Raw genomic sequence first — 23,324 nt, 5'->3', positions numbered from 1 at the left:
TTATTGTACCATTCCGCTAGCTGCTAAACCGCGAATGGTTTTTAATCCAGCCGTCACTGCTTTTAATGAGTCCGGCGTTGGTATGGTCATTCGCCTGTAATTTGTCGGCGACAGATGCATAGGTGGGAACGGTGAAGCTAAAGGTTGATCCTTGGCCCTCGATACTGCTCACCCCTATCGTGCCTCCGTGACTTTCGACAATTGCTTTGCAAATGTAGAGTCCTATGCCGGTGCCAGCGACTGTTTCCCTAGAACGATGGCTTCGATAAAACTTATGAAACAAGTTTCCGACCACGTTGCTCGGCATGCCGATGCCGTTGTCTTGTATGCTCACTTCTACCGTTGCTGGGTCTTTGAGTCGTGCCGATACCGCGACGGCACCGCCTTCATTGCTATACTTTAGCGCGTTGTCGATGAGGTTGCTGATAACTTCGCTCAGGCTCGAACGATCAGCGGCGATTGTCGGCAAATCGGACGGAATGGTGACACTGAGTAGGCGGTTTTGTGAGCTGGCGCGGAGTGCCATATCGTCGCGAATCGTATCGTAAATATCGCCGAGTCGTTCTTCGGCGAGGTGAATTTGCAAGTGTCGACGATCGTATTTGCTAGTGTTGAGAATATTGTTTATGTAGCCGCTCAGGCGATTGGCACTGACAATCAATCGCTTCATTAGCTCCTTCTGGTCGGGGGCTAACACCTGCTCAAGCTCGATATCAAGCACGTCTAGGTAGCCGCGAATGACAGTAATTGGTCCACGCAGTTCGTGTGCGGCAAATGATATAAAGTCCAGCTCGTCGTCTTCGGGTTTGTAGGTGCCGGTATTGTCGAACAGCACCAGTACTACTTCAGCCGCACTGCCCTTTTCGTAGCTGGCGGCGACATCAAAAATCCGTCGATCTTCGTCGCCAACAATTCTATTTGGTACTCTAAGCCAGGTTTTTTCGTCGTGTACGGCAGTTTCGCGACACTTCGCCAGCCATGCGGCAAACTCACCTTCTTTTTCGAATAATAATTCGAGTTGAGGAACGTTGTTTACATCCTTAGCGATAGGTGCACGCTTGTTAGCATATTGCACGTGTCCATCGGCATCGAGGATGACAAGTCCTGCCTTGGTATGTTCGAGCGCAGCCGATAGTCGTTGCAGATCGTCGGTATTTTGTGTTGAGGTAGCGGATGGCTTATTTTTGTCGGCAACTAGTTCGTAAACAAACTGGAGAACTGGCTTGAAGCCGTTGCGTTGGTAGCTGACCGAGTTTGGTGTTGCGAGCGGTCCGTTAGGTTCTTCACCGGCAGCGCTGGTAATTGCATTCACGAGGTCATGATGTGGGCGCAGCAGCTCGTGGACGAGGAGAATATTGAGGCCAGTTGCCGTCAGAAAAGTCGCTAGGATAATAATCCAAAACCCTGCATCGTTGGTGTGGAGGCCGGCGGTGAGGAGCGACATGCCGACCACTACTGCCACTGCTAGCTGCATGACAACCGTTATGAGCATAGCTGTTCGGTTAAACCGCGGCCAATAGTCGCGTAGCAGTATAGGCTTTGTCGGGGCTTGGGCTGGTGTTGGTAGTGGTGGTGGGGTTGGCACTACGTCCATGATACGCTCCCACCACTATTTGGGATGGCACCAACCCAGGTTTGGCCCCTGTTAAGTAAGATTGTTTTTCCGGACGCATCGAGTAGCTCGAGCGGTGACATGCGGTCGTTCTTGCGCCAGGTGCATTCGGTGACTGTGCCATTTTGAAATACATAAGCCGTGCCGGTGCCGGTCGTTTGAATCGATTGCCGGTAGCCATCTTCGAGTATGGTGTGCATGTCAACTTTCAGTGCCACGACGACACTTGGTGTTAGTCTACCCTTTTCCCTATCTTCACTTGGTGCACCGCCAATACTGCGCAGGTAGGTGTTGGTCGCCGGGTCGTAGTCGTAGTGCGTGTTGTACCATGTGCTGCTAAAGTTCATGTCGATCGATGTCGCATTTGGTACGGTGCTGGCTTTGCCATCGGTACGACTAAAACCGGTGAATGACGAACTAGTGTAACCCTTCTTGGCGTTGAGAGCATCGAGCTTTTCGAAGCTGGTGTAGACGTTGTGTGGGGCATAGCGATCGCTGGCTCGCCAGTAGTAAGCGGCGTTAAAAAACTGGTCTATATCTCGGTAATTACCATTACGTACCTCGCCAAGTGCGGCTGCGCTACCGCCAATATGGGCAATACTGGCATTATACGGAGCCGCCCAGTCGAGGTAATACATGCGCAGGCTGCGCACCGGGCCAATCAGCTGTGGTTTATCTTCTTGGTGGAGTGTCAAAAAGCGAGTGATGCCGCCTTCGGCGATAGCCTCATACACAATGCCGGCGTCTTTGAGCCCGCTTTGCGGCCGAGCGTCAGGGCTGTTTTCGATCATAATGGCAGTGACTAGTTGTTTGGTAGCTGCTTCGCTATCGACTTTTAGGCCGGTTAGCGGCGAATAGTACACAGGCGCAGGCTTGGGCTTATTCGCTACTTTAATAGGTGTCGTGTCGACTGTTGCGACCGGTGATTGGTAGTAGACCGTGGCAGCGACCAGAGCCGCCGATACTACAAGGCCCAGCCCTACAAAGGCGTAGGTGCGCGTGCGGTGCGTGTGGATCCACTCGTGGAGGCGCGGAAACAGCTGATGAGGAGGCCGTGGTTTCATGCTTATGATTAGTATATCAGAGGGATGTGACCACTTCAATTTGTAGGGCTATTTACTCAGGCGGGCAAGCGTTGTTTGTTTGCCAAGCAGTGCTAGGGTGTCGTTTAACTGTGGGCTAAAGGGCGCCCACGTGGTAACAATGCGAATGAGGCTGAACAGCACGCCGGGTTTTTGACCGGTAAGTTCGAGCAAGTGATTGAGCGTCTGCTGAATTGTTTCGCCGTTCCAGTCGTCAATCTTCTCAAATTCGGATTTGACTGTTTCTAACAGATGATTAATATCAGTTTGTGAGAGATTTTTGAGCTGTTTATTGCCAGTAATGAGCGTGTCGTCGCGGGTGGGCTCTTCGAAAAAGTAGCTCGTCAGTGCTGGCAAATCTTTCAACGTTTTGAGCCGTTCGTGAGCAAGTGCAAGTACTTGTTTTTTGTAGCTTTCGGGGGCCTTTTTGGCACTCTCGCTCCAGAAAAATTCAATTCGGTCATACAGCTCGTCGAGGGAAAGTTCGCGGATAAAATGCCCGTTCATCCACAACAGCCGTTTTTCATCAAAACGAGCACCACTGCGCTGGACGCGTTCGAGGCTAAATTTGTCGACAAGCTCCTGCTTTGTAAAAACTTCTTGCTCCGTACCATCGTTCCAGCCCATAGTGGCAATAAAACTCATCATCGTTTCGGGCAAATAGCCGTCGCGGATATAGTCGAGCACGTCTTTTGCGCCGTCACGTTTGCCGAGCTTTTTGTTCCCCTGCTCATTCATAATGTGCGGCATATGTGCAAATAGCGGGCGGCTCAGCCCAAGCGCTTCGTAAAGCGCAAGGTAGTTAGGCATGCTGGAAATAAATTCCTGGCCGCGGATGACGTGGGTAATTTCCATCTCTGCATCGTCGATGATATGAGCGAAATTATAGGTAGGATAGCCATCTGACTTTATGAGAATAATATCGTCGACAACTTCGGGACTGGTCGATATATCCCCCATTACCTCGTCGTGGTACTGGTAGCTTTTTGGTTCCGATTTAAAACGGAGCGGACGAGTTCCGTCCCAAATAGGTGGGTTTTCGGGGCGATAGTTACGATACAAAAATGCCCGTTTGTTCGCTTGTGCTTCCTCGCGAAACCGTTGGATTTGCTCTGGAGTGTACGGGTCGGCATACGCCCGCCCGGCATCAATAAGCTTTTGCGCCCACTGCTTATAATGGTCGAGTCGCTGACTCTGCACGTATGGTGCGAACGGCCCGCCAATGTCTGGTCCTTCGTCGTATTCGATGCCGATGGCTTTGAGGCTAGAGATTAAGTGTTCGGCGCTGCCCGGTACCTCGCGTTTTTTGTCGGTATCTTCAAAGCGAAGAACGAACGTGCCTCCGGCTTGTCTGGCCACCAGGAATGCAAACAAGGCGGTACGAATCCCACCGACATGGAGAAAACCGGTAGGGCTGGGGGCAAAACGAGTACGAACTATCATGATAGGTATTATAACAGAGAACACCCCGTCTCGCGACCACACTTGGCGGTGGTGCAAGACGGGGTGTGGTAGTGCCACACTAGACACTCATGGTGGCAACCCACGCGGCGTGCGCGTAGGGCGAAGTGCGAGCGCGGCCGCGGCGCAGGTGGCGCTGCCAGGCAGCGACGACCTGCGGGTTGACCGCAGGGCTGGCCTGCTCGGACAGCTGGCAGTACAGCTCGTACTCCCGCACTGGGTCTTCGTCGTCGCCGACGGGGTCCAACCTGGCCATCACCTCGAAGTAGGTGCTGTACGGGTCCAGGTTGCGGGAGCGCTCGTTGAGCTCATCCCACGCATCACTCTCTTCCCATTCTCGGTCCTCCCGCTCGAATCGCTCGAGCTCGTCCCACGAAGTGGGGTGGGCGCAACCCAAAATGTCATCCCAGTCGTAGGACGGGAGGACATCATCGTCCATCCGCAGCCCGTCGTAAAGGCCACCCTTCATGTGCTATCCCCTTTTCTTTTCAGTAGTGGGAATTATTCCTGAATTTCATTATAGCACATATTATAATAAAAGTCAATACTATTGAATAGCCCACCCCTGGTATGGGGTGGGAGTAGAGTGTGCGCTCAGGCGTCAGATGGCCCGGCGCTGGCCGGCCGATCCTGGATACCGTTGCTAGTGACGCCCAGTTACCCCGATTGTGTTCCCCCGGTCCCACTAGTCCATGCGACTGAAGGCTATTGCGAGCGGCGTGATGGCCTGCAAGATCACTAGCCCGATCATCGACTGCAACAAGCTGCTACTAGTGTTGTATGAGAAAACGAACACAATATCAACAATAAAACTTATGAATAGCGCGGAGTATAACCAGTCTTGCCCCCTACTTTGCCCGGTGTATCTGTGATAAAAAATTGATTCATATAAAGGCAAAAGCATCATCATAATAAAAGGAAAAGCGAGTAAAGTACAAATAGCAACAACGATAGGGTTACCCCAGAATGTTTGTGGGCCAGGAGCGGATGGAGGATAAGTGCTCATTGCAAATATAAAAAACGCTGTCGAGAAAAATAGCACGGTCATGAGTGTGATAAATATCGCGTAATGGACGGCGCTGACTTGTTGCTTGCTGTGTTTCATATGCTTCTTACCCCTATAGACTGGTTGCAATATGCTGCACCTGCTCAGGGCTCAAGGGGGCGTTGCCGCTGATGGTATATAAAATCCCACCATTTACCCAGGCCGCACTAGTACCGTACGTATAAATAGTTAAGCCATTGGCGCTGGTTGTAGTGTAGCGCGTCCCTGCCGCTGGGGTGACGTAATTGTCTAGTACAGCCGAGGAGTCCCACTCAGATCTTGCCTGAGTGAGCGTATAGGCAATAGGGCTAGAATTGGCAGCAAATTTCATTGTTACGTTACCTTGACCGTAGGCTACGGGGCCGGATAGGCTGTAGCCCGATGGCTTATAGGCCGGGTAGCTGGCATTAATACCGGCCTGCGCGGCAGCCACGCGGGTGGAGAGCTGAGGCATATTGAGGTACGTAAAGTACCCGCCAAGGAGTAGTAGAGCAAGTGATGCCGATGCAATACTGAAGGCTTTTGCAAAACGATTTTCACCAGTAGCTTTGTGTTGTTTGTCGCCGCGCTTGACTGGTGTTTTGGCCATCGCTGCGGCGATGGCTTCTTGTTTGATAATCTGCGAGGGCTTGAGCGCTTGAGCGATGTCTGGCTTTACTATGCGATTTTCAGCGCGACGTACTACTGGGTGCTGGCGGGGAGCAAAATCAGAAACAGTGTTTTGTTTGACCGTACGGTGCTGACTATTGTATTGCCTGGCAAAGCGCGAAATCGACTCGCTCCGACTAACAAGTGGCGTGGGAGCGGGCTTGTGATGAATAACTGCTGGTGACGGAGAACCATGTGAAATCACCGGCTTGCTGCTGACAACATATTTGCGATTGAGCGTGCGAGATTTTTGCAGCGACACATGCACTGACGAGGCTTGCTGCGTCTTTACACTGTGCGCTTCTCGCTCCATGCGGACTGGTAGGCCGGTTTTCTTGTCATACACCGTCCCATTGACCGTAACTGTCTGTTGGCTCATAACTTTCCTATTATTTCTTCCCGAGCTACCCCGCTCGTGCTTACCTATTAGTATAGGGGCGTCATGCTTGTTTGGCAAGGGTTCATTTGTTGAGTCACCTGGGCTATAATAGCTGTACGTATGAATCGACGTAAAAGCAAACGCCAAAAGCGGGCGCAACTTATCTTTGTCTACACGCTTATGGCACTCAGTGTCATTACAGTGGTCGGTATTTTGGCACTCGTGATGCTTGGTTATCGGTTTAACCGCTATGACGGTAAGGTAGAACAAGGTGGACTAGTGCAATTTGATTCTCGACCTAGCGGTGCGGTGGTGACAATTGACGGAATTCGACTTGCTAACAAAACAGCGAGCAAGATAACGGCGATGAGTGGACAGCATACCATTACTATCGCCAAAGAAGGCTATACCTCGTGGCAAAAAGACGTTTTTGTACAGGCTGGAGGGGTGTTGTGGCTCAACTATGCACTGCTAAAACCTACGAAACCCACAGTCACCACAGTAGCAACTCTACCGACAATTTCAAGCAGTATGGTTTCCTATGATCGCAAATCGATGGTGGTGGTTGCAGAGCCTTCGAACCCCTTACTCTACGTTATTTCCCTCAACAGCGATGTACCTTCACTGACAAAGGTGCAGATACCAACTAGCCTTTATACCGCAACTGAAGATGCGACTACCCAAACATTTAGCCTGGTTGGCCTCGACAAAGAGGCGCGGTCCGCAATCGTACAGCATACCTATCTGGATAAGTCCGAATATCTGTCGATCGATATTCGTGGAGGGAATGCGATGTATAACATTAATCAAAGTGCAGGGGCAGATATCGCTGCCGTTGACTACCGGTTTGGTGACCCGGGTACGGTGTATGTGGTGACAGCCGCTCGTGAACTACGGCGCCTAGGGCTTGCCAGCAGCACACTATCCGCTCCTATTGTTGGCAATATCGCTGAATTTTCTCAGACGAACCAAACCGGTGTCACATATACGACGCTTCCGGACACGACGGGGGTACGTACGATAGGCTATGTATCAGATGGCGCCACCAAGGCGCGGAGTTTGGGATCGACATCAGGCGGTGATGTCTATAAGGTGCTTGCTAGCACCTATTTTGGTGAACGTTATATTACGACACTTAGCGGCACTACCGTGACAATTTCGAAGGGAGACCTGCCCGATACTGATTCATCGGGCGCACTTAATCAGAAAGTCGTTGCTACATTCACAGTTGCCCCAGGTGCTACGACACTACGCTATTCTCCGGGTGATAATCGCTTTGTTATGGTGCAGTCTGGTGAGCATATAGCCGGCTACGACCTCGAACTCATGCAGTCTTCACGCCTCACACTCGCTACTGCCCCCTCGCGGGCTGTTGGCTGGATCGATGGCTATCACTGGGCGGCCGTCGCTGGTGGTACGGCCACATACTATGATTTTGACGGTACAAATGGCCAAATGATAGTGAGTGGTGCAAGTGATGCTGCTGTCGGGTTGTCTGAAAATTATAAATATCTTTACTCCACTATTTCAACACCGGCGGGTATAGACATTGTTCGCAGTACGATGACGAACTAGTTGCCAATGCCGAAGATGCGCTGTAGGAATGTTGGCGAATTGGACGGCATTTTAGTGGCGGTACTGGTAGCGGTAGAGGGCGGCGTAGAGGTAGCGGCAGTGGAAGGGTCAGGGCTGACTTGTTCACCAAAGACCAGTAGGCGGTTGTTGGCTGTGCCGAGCGGCACACAGGTAATAAGTGTGATGAGCGGCTTTGTTGTCGGTTCGACAAGGGCTGCAACATCGGTTGGCTTCACAACTTTGGTGTGGGTGACGGTGTAGGTGTAGCGAGTACTGTTGTAGTTTACGTAAATTACGTCACCTTCTCCGATCTGTTCGAGACGGGCAAAAATAAATTTGTAATCGCCATTATCGAGCCAATCGTTACTGCTGTGGCCCGATACGACGAAGTTGCCAACCTGGCCCGGTCTGGCGCTTGCGCCCTGCATATTGAACCAAGCGACACCTTTGTTCATGGCGTTATTGAGTGAGTTCTGATCACTTGCGATTGCGTCCCAAACAATCGGCACATTGACATTAATCTTCGGCACAATGAGTCGCGGATCTACCCCTACGGCAACTCTAGTGCTCGGATCAACAATGAGTGTTGATGGATCCATGTTACCGGGTGTGACATAAGCCTCGACACTGGCAAAGAGCACGCGGTTGTACTGCAAGAATAAAAACACTAACATGACAACAATTGCCGCAAGTGTGGGGATAAAATGTCGACTTTTGCGTACCGTAGCGGCCCGTGACGATAGCTTTTGGCGCAGTTTTGAACGCAGGTCATCCATGGCTTCGTCGGTACTGATTGATTCGCTGCGCTGTTTGGCTCCTGCTTCAAGTGACTGCTTAGCCTCGTGCACTTGCCCAACGTAGTATCGCTCATAATACTGCTGATAGTAGCTTTGCCACGCAGAATGGTACTTTTGCCAAGCGCTCACCTGAATTTCGTGCTGCCCCTCATCGTGAGTACGCTGGTAGGTGCTGGTGACGCCGATATCTTGGTTTTCGAGCTGGAGATTTTCGCCAGGCTGCTTATTGTGGGTGATATCACCGCCGTACAGCGCGTCGATCTGTCCGCGCACGATATTGGCCGCGGCTTCATTCGCTCCGCGCTCATCAACAGTACCGTTGGTCGACTGACGCGGCGGTACCACTATTGGCGTTGTTGGTCGGTTATCATCTGGGCGCATAGTATTGTATCTGCTGTCTAGTATACAGCAGTCGTCTGATAAAGCCTATGCGGTAACAGGTGGTGTGCTGTACGAATAGTTTGCTGGTGGGCCGGGCGGGACTTGAACCCGCACGAGATAATTCTCACCAGATTTTGAGTCTAGCGCGTCTACCAATTCCGCCACCAGCCCATCAGCACACTATTCGTGATGTCGCATCCCATTATATCAATCTGTCGAACAAATAAGAAGAGACCCTATTGTAAAGCCCGGGTCTCGGGGGCTGTGCGAACACTAGCTACGGATACCAGCAACCTGGTTGTACAGGTCGGGCGGCAGCGTAATGTCGACGTGGTAGATATTACCAGCAATGACTGGCGGCAGACCAAGCTTTTTGATCTCGGGCTTGAGCTGTGGCTCCGGATTGAGTGGCCACTTTACGCACCCAATCGCCAAGTTAGAGATGCCCCAATGGCAGTCACTCATCGGGTCGTCCCACCGGGCTTGCGGGCCATACATCGCGTTTGTCAGTATGACCGTCATCGATGCCGGTGCGGATGCGTCCTGGTGAAAAGTGATTTTGTCGGTTGGGATAGTAAGCATCCAACTGTCGACGCCATTGCCGCTGGTAAAGCTCAGTGTCACAGCCGTTGCTGGCTGCAAGTCTGCGCTTGCCCGAGCCGAGAATAGCCCGGCATTCGCCCTGACCGTCCCAGATGACCCACCGGTTATTCCACCGATAACTAGTGGGTAGGAGCGCCCACTGTCAAGACCGAAGCTCTGAGCAGCAGCCGCGGCGCTGCCCGTACGTGGTTGAGGCCCGTTGAACGAAAATAGCGCTGTTGCGATATTACCAATGACGGCGCACACAATGAACGTGATCCCGAAGATCTGGAAAAAAGCTTTGCGGTTGCTGGCATCTATAGTGAAGAACAACGATGTTAGCACCGCGACCACATAGCCGATGATCGGCCAAGGGCCAATAAGCCAATAAATCTCCACGGCAGTCACTCCTATTAATTGAAGGTACAATCCATCCACTAGTCTACCATAAAAGACATACAAGTAAACGAGATAGTATAAAAAACAATTATATTTTATGGCATATTAACGCAATGAGACTGGTGCTTACCGCTTCTAGTAGTTGCCTGGGCGTCCAGAGCCAATAAGTAGCAGCGCGGGCGGCGGTAGTGCCGCGCCAGATGGCCATAGGGCTGTCCCATTTGGTGCTCGTCACTTGCCCTGCGTGGGCAACGACCAGTGTGTCGCGGTGCAAAACGGCGATGGTAATAGGGTACGTAATCGTAAATTTATGGACAGCCTCGACCAGCTGCAGTAGCTGCATGCTAAAAGTGAGGATTTTGGGATAGTAGACGCTCTGAAACAGCTTTTGCAGCTGTGCAAACGACACTACTAGTAGCGTGTTTGGCCTGTTGACCAGGGCTTCGCTACTGTTTTTCACCAGGTCGATTGCATCGCGCGTGAGCACAAGCGGGCCGCTATAGGTACGCAGCAGGTCTTCGTATACAATTGCGGTTTCACTGTTGTGCCCAGCGTCGCCACACAGTAGTAGTACGCCACTCCACTGCGCCAGGGCTTGCATGTCGACGAGTGCTTCACGCGCCAGGCTGCCGCTTGGGTTGCTGGCAGCAAACACGACGTCGGTCATGCTAGCCGGAATAGCCTTGCGTAGCACATCAGGCAAGAGTACGCGGACTTCACCTGCTCCGGTGGCCAGCGCAGTTGCGTAACTTTCGGCCACCCCTGCAAAACCAAGCTTGTTGCCGCCAATAATGCCAAGCTTGCCGCGCTGGGAGCGCTGTTCGGGCTTGCTCCACTCTATGTCGGGAAACAGCGGCTTATCTGGTGCTTGCTGCTTCCAATAGCTCATATCCATAGCTCTAGTATACAGGTGTATACTAGGTTAACGTGACAAGTAAGAATTCTTTTGAACGAGTGGTGGTGCTTGCCAACCCCGTGAGCACGCGCAGCGAAACAGTCGGGGTGCAAATTGATGATATTCGTGAGAACTTTGGAAGCCGGGTAATTGAACTTGCAACTTACCCGTCTCCTTCTGATACGACGCAAATGTTAAAAGCCGCGCTGCGCTACGGCGATGTAGTAGTGACGGCGGGCGGCGACGGCACGGCTCGTACTGCGGTAGAAGCACTGGCCGACCCTACGGTAGCAGCTCATCATGCTACCTTATTACCCCTGCCGGGCGGCTATCGTAATGACCTGGCGAATCAGCTGCACGGTGGTCATATGTTAGCGCAGCCGTCGAAAATTATTAAAGAAGCGCCGATGGTCGACATCGTGCCGCTACGCACAACCTATGAATACGAGGGGCGGAGGATTGAGCGATTGAGTGCGCTTTACAGTGGTATAGGAGCGATGGCGACGACCGCTCACTACATAGCATCGCCTAGTTTTCGTGGTCGGCCTGGTTATGATGTTTCGTGGGTGCGCGACATATATGGTCTTAGTACACTACCCTGGACGCTAAAAAATGTACAAACTTTTCCAGTGGAATGCCACGGTGAGGTGTATTCGCTTCTTGATGCCACGATTGCTAATAGCGGCGTGGTAGCTCAGTATTTACACCCTCCTGTCGAGCTTGCCGACCACAAGGCATTCTATACAGAGCTACACAGTCGCTCACCGCTTGAAGTTGTTCCGTATATCGTGCGCCTCATGTCGCAGCCCTGGTTACCGCCACCAGAGCATACAGTTGTGCAGCCGGGTCAGGTAAAACAGCTAATACCGCTCCAAGAAACCTATCTACATACTGATGGCGACGCAGAAAAGATCGACGCTGGTTCAAAGGTGACACTTGGGCTGCATACGGTGTCATTTCGAGCACTGTATAGCCGCCACCGGGTGCTGCGCACAGTACGGAATCGTCGACCCACTACATGGCAGGCCAGTCCGAGTCAGCAAGTTGCGTATTAATGAGGTTCGGTGCGCGGCGATGCCGAAAGGTGGTGTTTGATCATTTTGTACTGGTTGTCGAATACGAATTCTGCCGCAACGTAGTTACCTGCCAAAACTTCTGGTAGCCAGTACTGATCGTCAGGCCACATGTCGTCGTAAGGTATATCACTGGTCGTAAACCAGCATGGTGCCATTTCGTCGCTTTCTGTTGGTTCGCCCTGCCACTTGGTGCACTCGTACACTTCGACGTCCATGTTTGAATACATATCGACAAACGGTTCTTGGTAGAACGCCAGGTCGGCGACTTTTATGAGCGCAGTCGCCCGTACACCAATTTCTTCGTAGCATTCGCGAATCGCAGTGTCACGCAGGGCTTCGCCTGGTTCAGGCTTGCCGCCGACGCCGTTCCACTTCCCCTTGCCGTGGCTGCGCTTTTTCATCGCTAGTAAAATTTCATTGTTGCGCCGCAAATAGAGCAGCGTGCTTTTGGTGCGACGATTTGTCACTGTAATCTCCTAGGTTATGCGCTCATTACTCTAGCGGGAGCGCGCTCTAGCGTTTATTGTAACACCAAATGAAGCGACCCCGCGCCTCCCGGGTGTGGGAGGCGCGGGGTCGGGGTGAAGGATTACGGCTTGGCGGTCGAGCTGGGCCGCGCCAGATCACCGTTCCTGAGGTGATAGTCGACCCAGTCGCAGCTGATGCCGCGGTCGTAGTACGCGCACAAAAGTGGCGTGCCGTTGACATCGAATGTGCGCCAGCTGACGTAATCCGGGTTGGCGGTGACAGGCGAGCTGGGCGTACCACTCCCGGTGGCGCAGGCGGCCAGGCTGCCAAGGGTAGCGACGAAAACGACAGGGATCATTGCGATACGACGACGCATTACCATACTCTCTTCCACTTGGTGCGCACGGAACGGTTGCTCCATGTCCTAAATAGTATTATAGTACAAATTATAAATAAAGTCAATAGTTGGCTGATGTCATATGTAATGAGTGAGTACTTTTATGAACTCTTGACAGATGTTAATGTGGTTGAGCGCTGGCCAACACGTATTTGCCATGTTGTTTAGCAAGAGTATAGATGATGTTTTTGCGCTCGATTACGATATCCCACCCCCGTTCAATTGCCGTGTCATAGAGTTCGAATGTTGGGTTAAATGCAATAGGGCGATCAACCATTCCGAGCATGCCGACATCGCCATTGCTATCGCCGACAGCGATGCTGTCTGTTAGCGTCAGATTATGCTCTTTCATCATCCGCTTGAGGATTGTATCCTTGCCGGTGTGAGTTTTGACAATGGCGCCGGTAAAAAATTCATCACCGCGTTCCCACTGCTGCCCCACCCATGCGTCAAAGCCGTATTTAATGGCAAATGGCTCGACAAGCTCGATCTGGGAGCCGCTAATCGCGATAAGAAAATAGCCTTCGTCTTTGAGCTTGCGTATGAGGTCGCGGGTGTAAACGTACACGTTTTCAGCTTTTTTGCTCAGCACCCTCGCCACAGCTTCGTCGTAGTCAGCTACTTTTATGTGTGTTGTGAGGGCATCAAATTCACTAACGAGTACGCGCTCGAACTCTTCAAATGCATTGCCGTGCAGGCGGTCACGATATTCGCGGTGTTTGACTGTAAGTGCTTCAGATATTTCCTTGGGGACTTTGCCCATTTTGGTCAGTTCGTAACTGACTTCACGGTAAAGACCGCTCCGAAAGAGCGTTCCGTCAATATCAAAAGCTGCGAATTTTTGCGTAGTCATTACAACATATTATATCACACTTAACAAAGCATGTCTAATTGAGTGATGATGTACGCCGTGGGGCTTAGAGGGATTCTAGTACGGCGCGGCTAACGCCAGCCTTTTTTGCCAGGTAGTCAATCATGCGTTCAAGTCGGTCGATCTTGTGTTGCATCGCGGCCATTTCGGCGGCGTAGGTGTCGAGCTTCGTATTCGTCATGAATTTATCATATCATAGCTCTATACTCACCGGGCAGTGGTCGCTACCCATGACGGTGGCGTGAATTTGTGGGTTTTTGACCTTTGGCGCAATAGTTTTGCTGGCCAGCCAATAATCAATCCGCCAGCCAACATTGCGTGCCCGGGCATTGGCCCAGTGTGTCCACCAGGTGTAGGCTTCGGTTTTGTCGGGATGGGCGGCACGAAAGGTATCGACGAAACCGGCGTCCAAGTAATCTTGAAAGCGTTCGCGCTCCTCGTTGGTAAACCCGTGCTTGCCGACATTTGGTTTTGGGTTTGCTAGGTCGATTTCTTGGTGCGCCACGTTCATATCACCACAATACAGTACTGGCTTAGCGAATTGCTGCGTTGCCGTCTGCGATACTCCTGAGCCGTATGTCAAATACGGCTCAGTCCGTTTCTCGGCTGCGCCTTGCACTTCATCTAAGCCAGCACTTTCTTGAAGTTTTGCGAGAAATGATCCGTTTTCGAGCTGCTGCAAATACGCCAGGACTGCCCTGTCCCACTTGTCATAGCGCAGGCTAAGCCGCGACAAGTCGCCTTTTGAGTTTGGTGTATAGCAGGTTACCACCCAGTAGTCGGCAAACTCAGCGGCTATCACGCGCCCTTCGGCATTTGGGTCGCCGTAGCTATCGCCGGTCACACCAAATTTTTTGATAATTTCATCTGGGAAGCCATCGATATATCTGAGCGGTTTTGCCTTGGAGAAAATTGCTGTGCCAGAGTAGCCTTTCTTGACGGCGCTGAAAAAATGCTCGTGGTACTGGGGAAAATCAATCTCAAACTGCCCGCGCTCGGCTTTGGTTTCTTGTAGGCATAGTATGTCGGGGTCATGTTCGGCGATGAATTGCTGCAGCAAGCCTTTGCTCAGCACGGCCCTAATACCATTAACATTCCACGAATAAAGTTTCATATAGCTAGTATAGCGCAAAATGAAGCGCCGCTCCTCGCCCACATGTGCGGGATTGGAGCGGCGAAAGAGCCTGGTATTAACCACTGGTGACTGCATGTCCCCAGGCGCGGGCGTAAATGGTGACCTTGAGGCCCTCGATCAAGTCGATCGGCCGGTACCAGAATGACACGGTGTCACCCGGGTAGGCACGATCGGTCGAAATCGCTGGTGCTCGTACGACGCCACCATCAAAGTGGTACTCGTAGCTCACCCTACTGCCCTTGGTGGCAAGCTTACTGCCCGTCACCGTGACGGTCAGCTGGCGTGGTTCGTAGACGATCGCAAACATGGTGCGATCGAGTGCGATCACGCCACGCACCACGCAGGTGGTGTACAGTATGGCATCTGCGATGAAGCCGGCCACACTGCTGCCACCAAGCAGCTGTTCAGCGTAGCGCACACTGAGTTCCCAGCCGATGAACGTGGCGATTACCCACGCCCAGTCTAGCCAGCACCTCTTGACGACGATTTTGACGACGGTCATTCCCTACTCCTTTGCTAGAAGTTTCCCTATATATTATTATAGCAATAAATTATATAAATGTCAAATACCGTGAAATAAAAAGAGGGGTCGCCCCCGCTCGGATGAATCCGAACGGAGGACGACCCTGGTTGCGACCGTGTAGCGAACTACTTGGCCGCGGGGTTGACGCTCACACCGTTGCCAACGACGACCGTGCAGTTGACGCCGGCATCGTGACACTTCTGGATCGAGTCCTGGACCCCAAGCCAGTAGTCTGCTTGTGTGCCGTACGCCGCCAGGGCGGCGCGCTTGCGCGCAGCGTTCGCGGCCTCAGCCAGCTTCTGGGCGTTCTCCTCATTCGCCAGCTTCTGCTGGTTCGGGTCGGCGTTGATGACGTTGGTCACCTCGAACCGAACCTTACCACAGGTGTAGGAGCCTTGGCCGGGCGTGCCCGTCCAGTAGCTAGTCTCACCGTTCCCACACATGACGTCGCTTGAAGCGCCGATCATCTTACGGAACGCCGGCTGGAATCCATCTGCCAGAGAAGCGTTGATGGTCGACCAGTTCGCACCAGTCTTCCATACACTGTCGTCCATCTCTTTCAAGCTCGTGCGCAGCACGGACCCGATGGCGAAGGGCACGTTTTCGCCCAACATGGCGTTCCAGCCCTTGCTCGACGAGTTGACGTCTCCACGCCCATCCTGGCTCGCTGAAGAGAAGCACTGGTACTTGTCACAGAGAGGGAAGAACGACTTGAGCATGACGTCACGGTCCTGGTTTGGTGTCCAGTACATGCCCACATACACCAGAACCTTGGTGCCGTCCTTGGTGAACGCCTCGATGCCGGTGAACGTGTCACCGATCACCTGGTCGTTGGCGTTCTTGCGCGTCCCGTCGGTGACAAGGTAGTTCCGTTGGTTACACGGGACATACTTCACCACCTGGATACGCGTGTCGATGCTGAGCTTCTGCCCCGGGTACACGACACCCTGGACCGCCTGGTCCGCGCCGTTCGTACCGCTTCCGACCACGAATCCGCACGAGGCGGAGGTGGGGGTGATGGCGGGCGGGCTGCTGCAGGCCGCGGCCATGCCGAGACCCACGACAACAGCTGCGGTAGCAGCGATGCGCTTCAGGTTCATTGGATTCCTCTTTCTATCGGTCTTGCGGGTGGATGCCCGACGAACGGTTGTTCGTCGGGAGGTCGAGCGAGCTCGGGACACCAGCATCGTCCATGGGACGCCACCGGTTGATCTCGAACGTAAGCGAGTCGTAGTCTTCGGCCAACAAGTTGGCCATCCGGTCCTCCGCGAAGGTGCGGAAGTTGCCGAAGGCTGTGCTGTAGCCGGACTGACGCTCGCGCGCGCCACGCAGGTTTGGGTACTGCTGGTTGTCCAGGTACCCACCCACAATGGTGCGCATAATGTTGAGCTGCTCCGCCAGGTTGCTGGCGGTCACCTTGGCGACCTGGGGCCGCTTGCGACGTGTCTTGGCGACGACATCGCGCAGGGTGCGCAGCATGACGCTCATGTTCTCGCGGTCGCGCGGGTTGGTCACCTGTGCGACGTCTGCAGCCAGCTTGTCCGCCAGTTCGGTGAACTGGCGGATTTCGATGGGCGCGTCGGCGTCTGTGGTGGAGAAGCGCTGTTGGCGGCCACTGGCATAGATCGCCAGTAAGGTACCGCCAACAGCACACAGCAGACCGAGGATCATCAGCAGGTTTATGCCGGTACTAGAACCGCCGGCTGTCGTACCGACCGTGGGGGTCGGCTCGGGATGGGCGGCCTGGTATTGGTGTACCAGTCTTACGAATATTGTTGCACTCTCGGTTGGGTCGGTTGCAATTGCGTTTGCACTTGCGACCAACTTGTTCGCCTCATCCTGGGGGATGCGGTTTGAGTGGCCTGTGAAGACACCATTGACGTACAGGCCCAGGATGCTTGGCTCCTTGAGGGAGTTGAGCAGCTTGGCGGCCACTTCGTCATTGGTCAGCTTGGTCGCGCCCTTCGGGAGCAGGACGATCACGATGTGATCTCCCGCCTTAAGAACGCGGTTGATGTTTGCGGTGCTGTTCTGGTCGGTGCGCTCCGTGCCCTTGCCCACGTACACAGACGTGGACTGCAGGGCACTGATGGCCTCGTCCACCACATCGGCCGCACGGGCCGGGGTGGTGGTGAGGAACAGGCCGAACACCGCAAGCAACACCGCGAGGATGCGCTGCTTCATAGCTCCCCCTTTCCGTGGGGTCGAGTCGTTGCTTCTTCGGTGGGTTGTCAATGATCGCACGGCGTGCACTCGAAAAGACTCCCTAGGGAGCCCTCCCGATCAGCAGCTTGTGATCTTAAAAACTATTATGGCAAATTTTTACAAACGTGTCAATAGTATTTATAGTAAATTGACAAAATAACAAAAGCGGAGTATAATAGTATATCAGGACTTCCTGCACCTCCGCAGGAGCGAACACAGAAGGAGCACGCACGTGAACCTGACCAAGATGATGAGCATCGCCGAGGCCGCCGCTAGTCTGCAGGCGTTCTTGCAGCGCCACGTGCCGGACGGCACGGCCATTGACTTGTCGGCCAGGCTGGCCGAGGCCATGGCGCGTGACGCGCTGAACCAGGCGGCCTACGCCACTGAGGACGGGATCGACATCGACAAGCCGCGCCAGGCCTACGAGGCCGTCGGCTGGCTGTCGGTTGTCGTCGAGGCGGCGTTGCACGATAGCCCGTTCGAGGATTTCCTGCTCGAGCAGTGGGCAGCCGAGGTCCTCGGCTAATCGCTACCCGCTCCACCCTTGAGGGGTGGGTGACGCACATTGTGTGTCACCCACCCCTCTTCAAATTGAGATAAAATAGCCCCCTCCGAAGAGGGGGTGAGTCGCCTAGCGCGAAGCGCCGGGCGGCAATAGGTGCCAGGTCGCATCTCCATAGGGGCGGTACACCAGCCAGCCGATGGGCTGACCGACGGTGAGGCCCGAGCATTCTGTTGCGCGGCACAGATACACCTTACTTGAGATCGAGCCCTTGTTGCCCTTGATGGCGACCGTAACCTCAATCGGTCCACGCCCGTCTTTCAGCACCGTTGCGCCTTCACCAGGCTGACGGACAACAATCGCCAGGCTGCTCACCGTACTCACTGATGAGTCAAGGTACGCGCCTTGATAGTCGTATTGATCTGATGCCAGCCCGTACGACTTGATACCCGAAAGCACCATGAAGATGGCGATGATCGTCGCGATGAGTGCGAGCAACCGCTTTAGCCACAGCAGGCTGTCGTCGTAGTAGCCGGCCTCGAAGACCAGATAGCCGAGCCAGAAGAGGCAAACAATCGATGTGACAATCGATACGGCCACCACGATGCCGACGGCCCAGTATTCGAGGTTCGACATATCGATGAACCAAGGCAAGTAGTCAAGCATGGCTGCACTCCTTTATGGTAGGTTCGTAGCGTGACAAGTCACGTGGCTTAATGTAAAATTATATCATTTATTTAAAAATAATGCAACTAATTGGAATATAAAAAACACCCGTAAACGGGCATAAAAATATGTTTGCCACATTGGCGAGGGATTGTCCCCTCGCCAATGTGGTTCTTGACATGCTGTCAGGGAGTGGTTTTGACCGTAGGGGTCTCGGCGGGGCTACCGCACGAGAGCGCTTTGGTACCGGCCTTGTCGCCCACTCCGTCCATAACAGCACAGGTCACGCCTCCCAACTGGAAGGTGTCGACGCGAATACCTCGCTCGCCTTTCGGCTCGTACGACGGAGCGCCGTGCTTGGCGCCCCAGCCACAGTCCAGCGCCTTGGCGGTGGTGTCCATGACGGCACAGCGCACACCGTTTGAAAGGACCACCAGCGTTACCTTTGTCGTACCGCTACCTTCGGGTGTTGTACCCGTGGTGGCTTCGCGGCTGTTCCAGTCGCAGCCGACGGCAGCCGAGTAGGCGGTGTCGATGACGGCACAAGGGGTGCCGTCGATCAGCACGACACGTGTGATGGTAGTGCTGGTTTGTCCAGTCGCGATGTCAACTCGCGGCGACCGTGACTGCGAGTCGCTACATGCAGCCAGACTGGCTGTAGCCAGGAGGGCAGATAAAACTCGAAGGAACTTGGACATAAGACACAACTCCCGTTCACTTGGTTGTCGAAGAACTAATACCATTATACAATAAAAACTATGCAAAGGCAATGTCATTACGATAAATGCTTATTACAAGTGCTATACTGGGACTATGTATAAGCGTATTCTCCTCAAACTTTCAGGTGAACAATTACAGGGTAATCTACAGGGTGGCGTGGATGCCGAGCGGGTAAAATGGATTGCCGAGCAAATCCGTCCCCTGCTAACAAATGGCACGCAGGTAGTGGTAATGGTCGGTGGTGGTAACTACGCTCGCGGGGCACAGCTGGCGGGCCACGGCATTGGCGAAGTGACAGCGCATAACACCGGTATGCTCGCGACGATTATGAACGCCGTGGTGGTAAGTGATATCTTTAACGCTATGCATGTGCCGACCGTGGCGCTGAGTAGTGTACCAGTCGAACAATTTATTGATCGCTACACGTATCGCCGCGCTGAGCACCATCTTGGCAAGGGTCGTGTGGTGATAGTCGGTGGTGGTATTGGCCGACCATTCCTCACTACTGATACCGCGGCGCTGAGCTTAGCACTCGAAATGAAGTGCGATGTCGTTATAAAAACGACCAAAGTCGATGGTGTGTACAACGCCGACCCTGCCAAAGACTCATCTGCGCGAAAATTCGACAAAATTAGCTACCAAGAAGCACTGAGCAACCCCAACATCGCTGTTATGGACAAGGCTGCTATTGGGCTTGCGATGGAAGACAAAAAACCAGTGATTATTTGTGCGCTGCTCACCGAAGGCAATATAGCGCGAGCAGCGGCCGGCGAACAAGTTGGCACACTGATTACACTCTAGCGCTAGAAAAATGATAGCGGAGAGTTACATTCCTCACACGTGACTGATTCGGACAGAGCTTCACGGTGTTTTTTGCAAAAGTCATAACGGTGGGCATGACGTTTATTGCGGTAGCGGCCCAGCATTATCACAAAGTTAGCAGTAATCAGCACAATGAGTGCATGCGACGTAATAATGGCATACATCGTAAATAACTTACCTTCTATTGTGTGCGGGATATTATCTCCGTATCCTACTGTAAACCACGTGACAATGCACCACCACATAGCGTCGAACAAACTCACATGTTCGGCAAACATATACACGAGCGTACAAAATATGAAATTGGCGAGGTAAAGCCCTGCGACACGCCTGGTACTGCTGACGAGATCGAGCAGCCATATGGCGATGTGGTCAAATAGTGTCGACATACCTCTACTATAGCAAAATGAAAACGGCGCCTGCACGCGTGAACGCGCAGACGCCAGTGTCGGTTAGCCGACGTGAGCAAGGGTGAGCCATGCTCCGGTTGCCGCAATGACAACCCCGAGTACCATGACCCACTTGCCCATGCCGAGGTCGGAGAACGTATCTCCGCCGCCCGAGCCGAGCATGTGCATGGTGAAGCCGTGCGTGGTGAGGACGACGCCAACGACGATTGCCAGCAGGCCGACAATAACCCAGATCACGATGCGGCCTTGGGTGGAGCTTGGCTGGGCGCGGGCGTTCCTTTTGCCAGCGGCAGCAGCTCGGCCGGCACGACCGAGATGACCTCGGCCCTCCAGTTACCAGTCACAATGCCACCCGTGCGCTTGATGGTCACGAGGTCACCCACGCGTGCCGTGAAGTCAGTCAGGGTGCTCACCGGCCCGAGTCGATACGACGCACCGGACTTGAGGGTCATGTAGGCGACGTCATTGCCGCTCTCGGCCAGATCGCTCAGCGTGAAGTTCTTGTGAAGTGTTGGGTTTCTGCGAATCACCCACAAGTCTGTCATGATTGATGTGTGTAGGCGAGGTTTGCGGTAGTAATCGAGACTTACCGCCCACACTAGCACGCATGCAAAACCAGTGCAAAGTATGATGAGCACGCTGATGCCACTGGGGGAGGCGATGACGGTCGCCACACCTGACACGATGAAGCTGGCGGCTAGTAGGCCGATCAGCCATGCGAAGGGGCTGTGAGTACGGTTCATGAGGACACTCCTCTGGTACGAGAGCGCCAGCGGCACCCTATCATGCAATATTATACTATCTTTATTCATAAAACACAAACATGGATAACGATTGATTTGCGATAACAATTATGAAGTGATATAATACAGATAATTTTCGTGACGTAGACAAGAGACAAGGAGCTATTGCCATGAAGTACTTTGCCGATCTGCTGACGCTCTGCCGCCTGCTGCTTGCGGGCACCGTAGTGGTCGCGATACTGCAGCACCTATGGCTAGCGGCACTCATTATGTACTGTGTGGCGATCGTGACCGACATGCTTGACGGCATCGCTGCACGACGATGGCCGTATAGCTCTGAGGATGTACGGCGTCTACCCTGGCGGCGCATCGACCCGCACTTGCTCGACAACATCCCTGATAGCGCGCTGAGCATTGGTGGTATGGTGGCTCTCGTTGCCGCCGTTCCGCACTGGCTGTTGATCGCGGGGATATTCATGGGAGTGAGCCTGGTGTTTATCGTGCTCGTTCAGTCATTTATACGACTCGGGTGGCCGCGGGCGGCGGAAATCACTGACGTTGTGTTTGGGTGGTGGTTTACCCTGACGCTTGTCACGGTGTTGGTGCAGCTCGCTGCCCTAGCCGACGTGCTTACTCTCACGCTGATTGCCCTCGGTGCGTGTGCTGTTCCGGCGCTCGCTCTCAAATGGAGCCGCGCAACCTCGCGCCCAGAGACACGCACTCAAGCAGAACAATACCAATCACCTCGATGATTGGCCCACCCGGAAGTGGTACTCGCCACTTCCGGTACTTTATATCTGCCGAAGTGACTGGCAGATCGCCAACGCTTGAGCGGCGCTTTTGTCCCATGAAAAGGTATGAGCGTTCCGTGTTCCTGCCTCGACTAGTCGTTCACTAAGGTGTGGGTCGGCGAGCTGCCGTATAGCATTAGCGCAAGCTTCGATATCATCAGTACCGACATAAAGCACGCTATCACCACCTACCTCATGGTAAATGGGAGTGTCGGCACAAATGACAGGTGCGCCACGCAGCTGGGCCTCGATAACCGGCAGGCCAAAGCCTTCGATACGGCTAGGGCTTATGAGACAGCGGCAGGTGCCGAGCATGGCGAGTAATTCTTCGTCACTGACACCATTGTGAATTGTAACGCGTTCGGTGACTCCCCTGCTTTGTATACGCGCAGTGAGGTTGCGCATACGAGCGGCTGGTACTCGGCCGAGCATGTGAAACGCTACGTCAGGCACCAGCGGTAGCGCGTCGATGATAAGTTCGACATTTTTATACTGCGTAACCGCACCATGGTGTACGACAATGTTCGACGCTGCGCGTGAGGTGTGGCGCGATGTATCGGCCTGAAACTTGTCAGATACGGCATTTTTAACTGCTACGACTGGCCGCTTGGTGAGCTTCCAGTCAAGAATTTCCTGCTTTGCAGTGTCGCTTACTGTCGCTACGGCGTCAGCGCGGTTTAAGAGCCAGCGCATCGGCGTTTTGCTGGCATGAAACAGCCACCAGGCTGCGCGGACATACCACGGCAGCCAATGGGGCGGTGTGCGGTAGTGGTAGTAGATGGTGTCATGGATTGTGACAATGAGTCGGTACTTCCCGCGCGCGAGCGCTGCCAAAAAGAACGGCGAATAAACAATGTCAGGGTTAGCTGTTTCTAGTGTGGACGACAAGTGGCGTAGCTCACCCCATATATCATCGGGTTTATTACCTATGACATGTGGTCGCTCGGGCAGTAGCTCAAGCTGTCGCTCGTCGTGTACGAGCCAGGTAACATCAACGTCTGGCTGCGTGGCCAGTGCCGCACCAAGCTCTTGACTGTAGCGACCAACACCGTCGAACTTGCCGTCAAGGGGTAGCCAGCGGGCATCGTAGATCAGCTTCATACGGCTAGTATAGCAAAGAACAGGTGCTATAATGA

At 53.5% G+C, this 23,324-nt stretch carries 27 protein-coding genes and 1 tRNA gene; 6 read left to right on the top strand and 22 right to left on the bottom strand.

Annotated features, from left to right (window positions below):
• Positions 1 to 16: 16 nt before the first annotated feature.
• The 6 genes from IPM09_02995 to IPM09_02970 form a co-directional block, all read right to left on the bottom strand.
• On the bottom strand, positions 17 to 1,594 hold the full coding sequence (locus IPM09_02995) for a PAS domain-containing sensor histidine kinase (protein QQS21468.1): 1,578 nt from the start codon (positions 1,592 to 1,594) through the stop codon (positions 17 to 19).
• The gene (locus tag IPM09_02990) at positions 1,585 to 2,676 is read right to left on the bottom strand and encodes a DUF3048 domain-containing protein (GenBank protein ID QQS21467.1); all 1,092 of its coding nucleotides are present in this window, start codon (positions 2,674 to 2,676) and stop codon (positions 1,585 to 1,587) included. The genes IPM09_02995 and IPM09_02990 overlap by 10 nt, the downstream gene beginning before the upstream one ends.
• A 48-nt stretch (positions 2,677 to 2,724) precedes the next feature.
• On the bottom strand, positions 2,725 to 4,137 hold the full coding sequence (locus IPM09_02985) for a glutamate--tRNA ligase (GenBank protein ID QQS21466.1): 1,413 nt from the start codon (positions 4,135 to 4,137) through the stop codon (positions 2,725 to 2,727).
• A gap of 79 nt (positions 4,138 to 4,216) precedes the next feature.
• A complete protein-coding gene (locus tag IPM09_02980; GenBank protein QQS21465.1) occupies positions 4,217 to 4,624 on the bottom strand; it encodes a hypothetical protein in 408 nt (135 codons plus the stop codon).
• Positions 4,625 to 4,840: 216 nt separating this feature from the next.
• Positions 4,841 to 5,260: a hypothetical protein gene (locus IPM09_02975; protein ID QQS21464.1), complete on the bottom strand. Its 420-nt coding sequence runs from the start codon at positions 5,258 to 5,260 to the stop codon at positions 4,841 to 4,843.
• Positions 5,261 to 5,273: 13 nt separating this feature from the next.
• Entirely contained in the window at positions 5,274 to 6,227 is a 954-nt protein-coding gene (locus IPM09_02970; GenBank protein ID QQS21463.1) for a hypothetical protein, read from the bottom strand.
• A gap of 120 nt (positions 6,228 to 6,347) precedes the next feature.
• On the opposite strand from IPM09_02970, the gene IPM09_02965 reads away from it, so the two are divergent.
• Positions 6,348 to 7,802 (top strand): PEGA domain-containing protein, encoded by a 1,455-nt coding sequence (locus IPM09_02965; GenBank protein ID QQS21462.1) that lies wholly within the window; start codon positions 6,348 to 6,350, stop codon positions 7,800 to 7,802.
• On the opposite strand, the gene IPM09_02960 is transcribed toward IPM09_02965, so the two are convergent.
• From IPM09_02960 to IPM09_02945, 4 genes are all read right to left on the bottom strand, one after another.
• Positions 7,799 to 8,980: a sortase gene (locus tag IPM09_02960; GenBank protein QQS21461.1), complete on the bottom strand. Its 1,182-nt coding sequence runs from the start codon at positions 8,978 to 8,980 to the stop codon at positions 7,799 to 7,801. The genes IPM09_02965 and IPM09_02960 overlap by 4 nt on opposite strands.
• Before the next feature lie 84 nt (positions 8,981 to 9,064).
• Positions 9,065 to 9,151, bottom strand: a tRNA-Leu gene (locus tag IPM09_02955).
• 102 nt (positions 9,152 to 9,253) lie between these two features.
• The gene (locus IPM09_02950) at positions 9,254 to 10,000 is read right to left on the bottom strand and encodes a hypothetical protein (protein QQS21460.1); all 747 of its coding nucleotides are present in this window, start codon (positions 9,998 to 10,000) and stop codon (positions 9,254 to 9,256) included.
• A 49-nt stretch (positions 10,001 to 10,049) separates the two neighbouring features.
• Positions 10,050 to 10,856 (bottom strand): hypothetical protein, encoded by an 807-nt coding sequence (locus tag IPM09_02945; protein ID QQS21459.1) that lies wholly within the window; start codon positions 10,854 to 10,856, stop codon positions 10,050 to 10,052.
• 32 nt (positions 10,857 to 10,888) lie between these two features.
• Here IPM09_02945 and IPM09_02940 point away from each other — a divergent pair, with 32 nt between their 5' ends.
• Positions 10,889 to 11,911 (top strand): hypothetical protein, encoded by a 1,023-nt coding sequence (locus IPM09_02940; GenBank protein QQS21458.1) that lies wholly within the window; start codon positions 10,889 to 10,891, stop codon positions 11,909 to 11,911.
• Here the strand turns inward: IPM09_02940 and IPM09_02935 are convergent.
• A complete protein-coding gene (locus IPM09_02935; GenBank protein QQS22466.1) occupies positions 11,908 to 12,345 on the bottom strand; it encodes an 8-oxo-dGTP diphosphatase in 438 nt (145 codons plus the stop codon). The genes IPM09_02940 and IPM09_02935 overlap by 4 nt on opposite strands.
• Before the next feature lie 122 nt (positions 12,346 to 12,467).
• On the opposite strand from IPM09_02935, the gene IPM09_02930 reads away from it, so the two are divergent.
• Entirely contained in the window at positions 12,468 to 12,965 is a 498-nt protein-coding gene (locus tag IPM09_02930) for a hypothetical protein (protein QQS21457.1), read from the top strand.
• Here IPM09_02930 and IPM09_02925 read toward each other — a convergent pair.
• From IPM09_02925 to IPM09_02905, 5 genes are all read right to left on the bottom strand, one after another.
• The gene (locus tag IPM09_02925) at positions 12,919 to 13,650 is read right to left on the bottom strand and encodes an HAD family phosphatase (GenBank protein QQS21456.1); all 732 of its coding nucleotides are present in this window, start codon (positions 13,648 to 13,650) and stop codon (positions 12,919 to 12,921) included. The genes IPM09_02930 and IPM09_02925 overlap by 47 nt on opposite strands.
• A gap of 211 nt (positions 13,651 to 13,861) precedes the next feature.
• Positions 13,862 to 14,782 (bottom strand): exodeoxyribonuclease III, encoded by a 921-nt coding sequence (locus tag IPM09_02920; protein QQS21455.1) that lies wholly within the window; start codon positions 14,780 to 14,782, stop codon positions 13,862 to 13,864.
• 76 nt (positions 14,783 to 14,858) lie between these two features.
• The gene (locus IPM09_02915; protein ID QQS21454.1) at positions 14,859 to 15,305 is read right to left on the bottom strand and encodes a hypothetical protein; all 447 of its coding nucleotides are present in this window, start codon (positions 15,303 to 15,305) and stop codon (positions 14,859 to 14,861) included.
• A gap of 146 nt (positions 15,306 to 15,451) precedes the next feature.
• The gene (locus tag IPM09_02910; GenBank protein ID QQS21453.1) at positions 15,452 to 16,426 is read right to left on the bottom strand and encodes a hypothetical protein; all 975 of its coding nucleotides are present in this window, start codon (positions 16,424 to 16,426) and stop codon (positions 15,452 to 15,454) included.
• Between the two features lie 13 nt (positions 16,427 to 16,439).
• Positions 16,440 to 17,510: a hypothetical protein gene (locus tag IPM09_02905; protein ID QQS21452.1), complete on the bottom strand. Its 1,071-nt coding sequence runs from the start codon at positions 17,508 to 17,510 to the stop codon at positions 16,440 to 16,442.
• Between the two features lie 253 nt (positions 17,511 to 17,763).
• Between IPM09_02905 and IPM09_02900 the strand changes: the two genes are divergently transcribed.
• Positions 17,764 to 18,060, top strand: a complete 297-nt coding sequence (locus tag IPM09_02900; protein QQS21451.1) for a hypothetical protein — start codon at positions 17,764 to 17,766, stop codon at positions 18,058 to 18,060.
• Between the two features lie 105 nt (positions 18,061 to 18,165).
• Here IPM09_02900 and IPM09_02895 read toward each other — a convergent pair whose 3' ends face one another.
• Both IPM09_02895 and IPM09_02890 read right to left on the bottom strand, forming a co-directional pair.
• A complete protein-coding gene (locus IPM09_02895; GenBank protein QQS21450.1) occupies positions 18,166 to 18,702 on the bottom strand; it encodes a hypothetical protein in 537 nt (178 codons plus the stop codon).
• Positions 18,703 to 18,887: 185 nt separating this feature from the next.
• Positions 18,888 to 19,400 carry a hypothetical protein gene (locus IPM09_02890; GenBank protein QQS21449.1) on the bottom strand — a complete coding sequence of 171 codons (513 nt, stop codon included), beginning with the start codon at positions 19,398 to 19,400 and terminating at the stop codon, positions 18,888 to 18,890.
• A gap of 115 nt (positions 19,401 to 19,515) precedes the next feature.
• Here IPM09_02890 and pyrH point away from each other — a divergent pair, with 115 nt between their 5' ends.
• Positions 19,516 to 20,223 (top strand): UMP kinase, encoded by a 708-nt coding sequence (pyrH, locus tag IPM09_02885; GenBank protein QQS21448.1) that lies wholly within the window; start codon positions 19,516 to 19,518, stop codon positions 20,221 to 20,223.
• A 2-nt stretch (positions 20,224 to 20,225) separates the two neighbouring features.
• On the opposite strand, the gene IPM09_02880 is transcribed toward pyrH, so the two are convergent.
• The 3 genes from IPM09_02880 to IPM09_02870 all read right to left on the bottom strand — a co-directional run bounded on the left by IPM09_02880 (position 20,226) and on the right by IPM09_02870 (position 21,397).
• Positions 20,226 to 20,633 carry a two pore domain potassium channel family protein gene (locus IPM09_02880; GenBank protein QQS21447.1) on the bottom strand — a complete coding sequence of 136 codons (408 nt, stop codon included), beginning with the start codon at positions 20,631 to 20,633 and terminating at the stop codon, positions 20,226 to 20,228.
• 63 nt (positions 20,634 to 20,696) lie between these two features.
• Positions 20,697 to 20,891 carry a hypothetical protein gene (locus IPM09_02875; GenBank protein ID QQS21446.1) on the bottom strand — a complete coding sequence of 65 codons (195 nt, stop codon included), beginning with the start codon at positions 20,889 to 20,891 and terminating at the stop codon, positions 20,697 to 20,699.
• Positions 20,888 to 21,397 (bottom strand): hypothetical protein, encoded by a 510-nt coding sequence (locus tag IPM09_02870; GenBank protein QQS21445.1) that lies wholly within the window; start codon positions 21,395 to 21,397, stop codon positions 20,888 to 20,890. The genes IPM09_02875 and IPM09_02870 overlap by 4 nt, the downstream gene beginning before the upstream one ends.
• A 170-nt stretch (positions 21,398 to 21,567) precedes the next feature.
• Between IPM09_02870 and IPM09_02865 the strand changes: the two genes are divergently transcribed.
• Positions 21,568 to 22,149, top strand: coding sequence for a CDP-alcohol phosphatidyltransferase family protein (locus tag IPM09_02865; GenBank protein ID QQS21444.1), 582 nt, complete (start codon positions 21,568 to 21,570; stop codon positions 22,147 to 22,149).
• A gap of 39 nt (positions 22,150 to 22,188) precedes the next feature.
• Here IPM09_02865 and IPM09_02860 read toward each other — a convergent pair whose 3' ends face one another.
• Positions 22,189 to 23,289 (bottom strand): glycosyltransferase family 4 protein, encoded by a 1,101-nt coding sequence (locus IPM09_02860; GenBank protein ID QQS21443.1) that lies wholly within the window; start codon positions 23,287 to 23,289, stop codon positions 22,189 to 22,191.
• Between the last annotated feature and the right edge of the window lie 35 nt (positions 23,290 to 23,324).

It is taken from the genome of Candidatus Saccharibacteria bacterium, assembly GCA_016700015.1.
Classification (GTDB): Bacteria; Patescibacteriota; Saccharimonadia; order Saccharimonadales; family Saccharimonadaceae; genus Saccharimonas.
The sequence above is the reverse complement of the archived record's forward strand: the minus strand, read 5'-3'. Positions and strand labels throughout refer to the sequence as shown.

Bases quoted from the DNA above. Each gene is read 5' to 3' on its own strand.
- IPM09_02995 (QQS21468.1), bottom strand. From the start codon at position 1,594: ATGGACGTAGTGCCAACCCCACCACCACTACCAACACCAGCCCAAGCC.
- IPM09_02990 (QQS21467.1), bottom strand. From the start codon at position 2,676: ATGAAACCACGGCCTCCTCATCAGCTGTTTCCGCGCCTCCACGAGTGG.
- IPM09_02985 (QQS21466.1), bottom strand. From the start codon at position 4,137: ATGATAGTTCGTACTCGTTTTGCCCCCAGCCCTACCGGTTTTCTCCAT.
- IPM09_02980 (QQS21465.1), bottom strand. From the start codon at position 4,624: ATGAAGGGTGGCCTTTACGACGGGCTGCGGATGGACGATGATGTCCTC.
- IPM09_02975 (QQS21464.1), bottom strand. From the start codon at position 5,260: ATGAAACACAGCAAGCAACAAGTCAGCGCCGTCCATTACGCGATATTT.
- IPM09_02970 (QQS21463.1), bottom strand. From the start codon at position 6,227: ATGAGCCAACAGACAGTTACGGTCAATGGGACGGTGTATGACAAGAAA.
- IPM09_02965 (QQS21462.1), top strand. From the start codon at position 6,348: ATGAATCGACGTAAAAGCAAACGCCAAAAGCGGGCGCAACTTATCTTT.
- IPM09_02960 (QQS21461.1), bottom strand. From the start codon at position 8,980: ATGCGCCCAGATGATAACCGACCAACAACGCCAATAGTGGTACCGCCG.
- IPM09_02945 (QQS21459.1), bottom strand. From the start codon at position 10,856: ATGGATATGAGCTATTGGAAGCAGCAAGCACCAGATAAGCCGCTGTTT.
- IPM09_02930 (QQS21457.1), top strand. From the start codon at position 12,468: ATGAAGCGACCCCGCGCCTCCCGGGTGTGGGAGGCGCGGGGTCGGGGT.
- IPM09_02925 (QQS21456.1), bottom strand. From the start codon at position 13,650: ATGACTACGCAAAAATTCGCAGCTTTTGATATTGACGGAACGCTCTTT.
- IPM09_02920 (QQS21455.1), bottom strand. From the start codon at position 14,782: ATGAAACTTTATTCGTGGAATGTTAATGGTATTAGGGCCGTGCTGAGC.
- IPM09_02915 (QQS21454.1), bottom strand. From the start codon at position 15,305: ATGACCGTCGTCAAAATCGTCGTCAAGAGGTGCTGGCTAGACTGGGCG.
- IPM09_02910 (QQS21453.1), bottom strand. From the start codon at position 16,426: ATGAACCTGAAGCGCATCGCTGCTACCGCAGCTGTTGTCGTGGGTCTC.
- IPM09_02905 (QQS21452.1), bottom strand. From the start codon at position 17,510: ATGAAGCAGCGCATCCTCGCGGTGTTGCTTGCGGTGTTCGGCCTGTTC.
- IPM09_02895 (QQS21450.1), bottom strand. From the start codon at position 18,702: ATGCTTGACTACTTGCCTTGGTTCATCGATATGTCGAACCTCGAATAC.
- IPM09_02890 (QQS21449.1), bottom strand. From the start codon at position 19,400: ATGTCCAAGTTCCTTCGAGTTTTATCTGCCCTCCTGGCTACAGCCAGT.
- pyrH (QQS21448.1), top strand. From the start codon at position 19,516: ATGTATAAGCGTATTCTCCTCAAACTTTCAGGTGAACAATTACAGGGT.
- IPM09_02880 (QQS21447.1), bottom strand. From the start codon at position 20,633: ATGTCGACACTATTTGACCACATCGCCATATGGCTGCTCGATCTCGTC.
- IPM09_02870 (QQS21445.1), bottom strand. From the start codon at position 21,397: ATGAACCGTACTCACAGCCCCTTCGCATGGCTGATCGGCCTACTAGCC.
- IPM09_02865 (QQS21444.1), top strand. From the start codon at position 21,568: ATGAAGTACTTTGCCGATCTGCTGACGCTCTGCCGCCTGCTGCTTGCG.
- IPM09_02860 (QQS21443.1), bottom strand. From the start codon at position 23,289: ATGAAGCTGATCTACGATGCCCGCTGGCTACCCCTTGACGGCAAGTTC.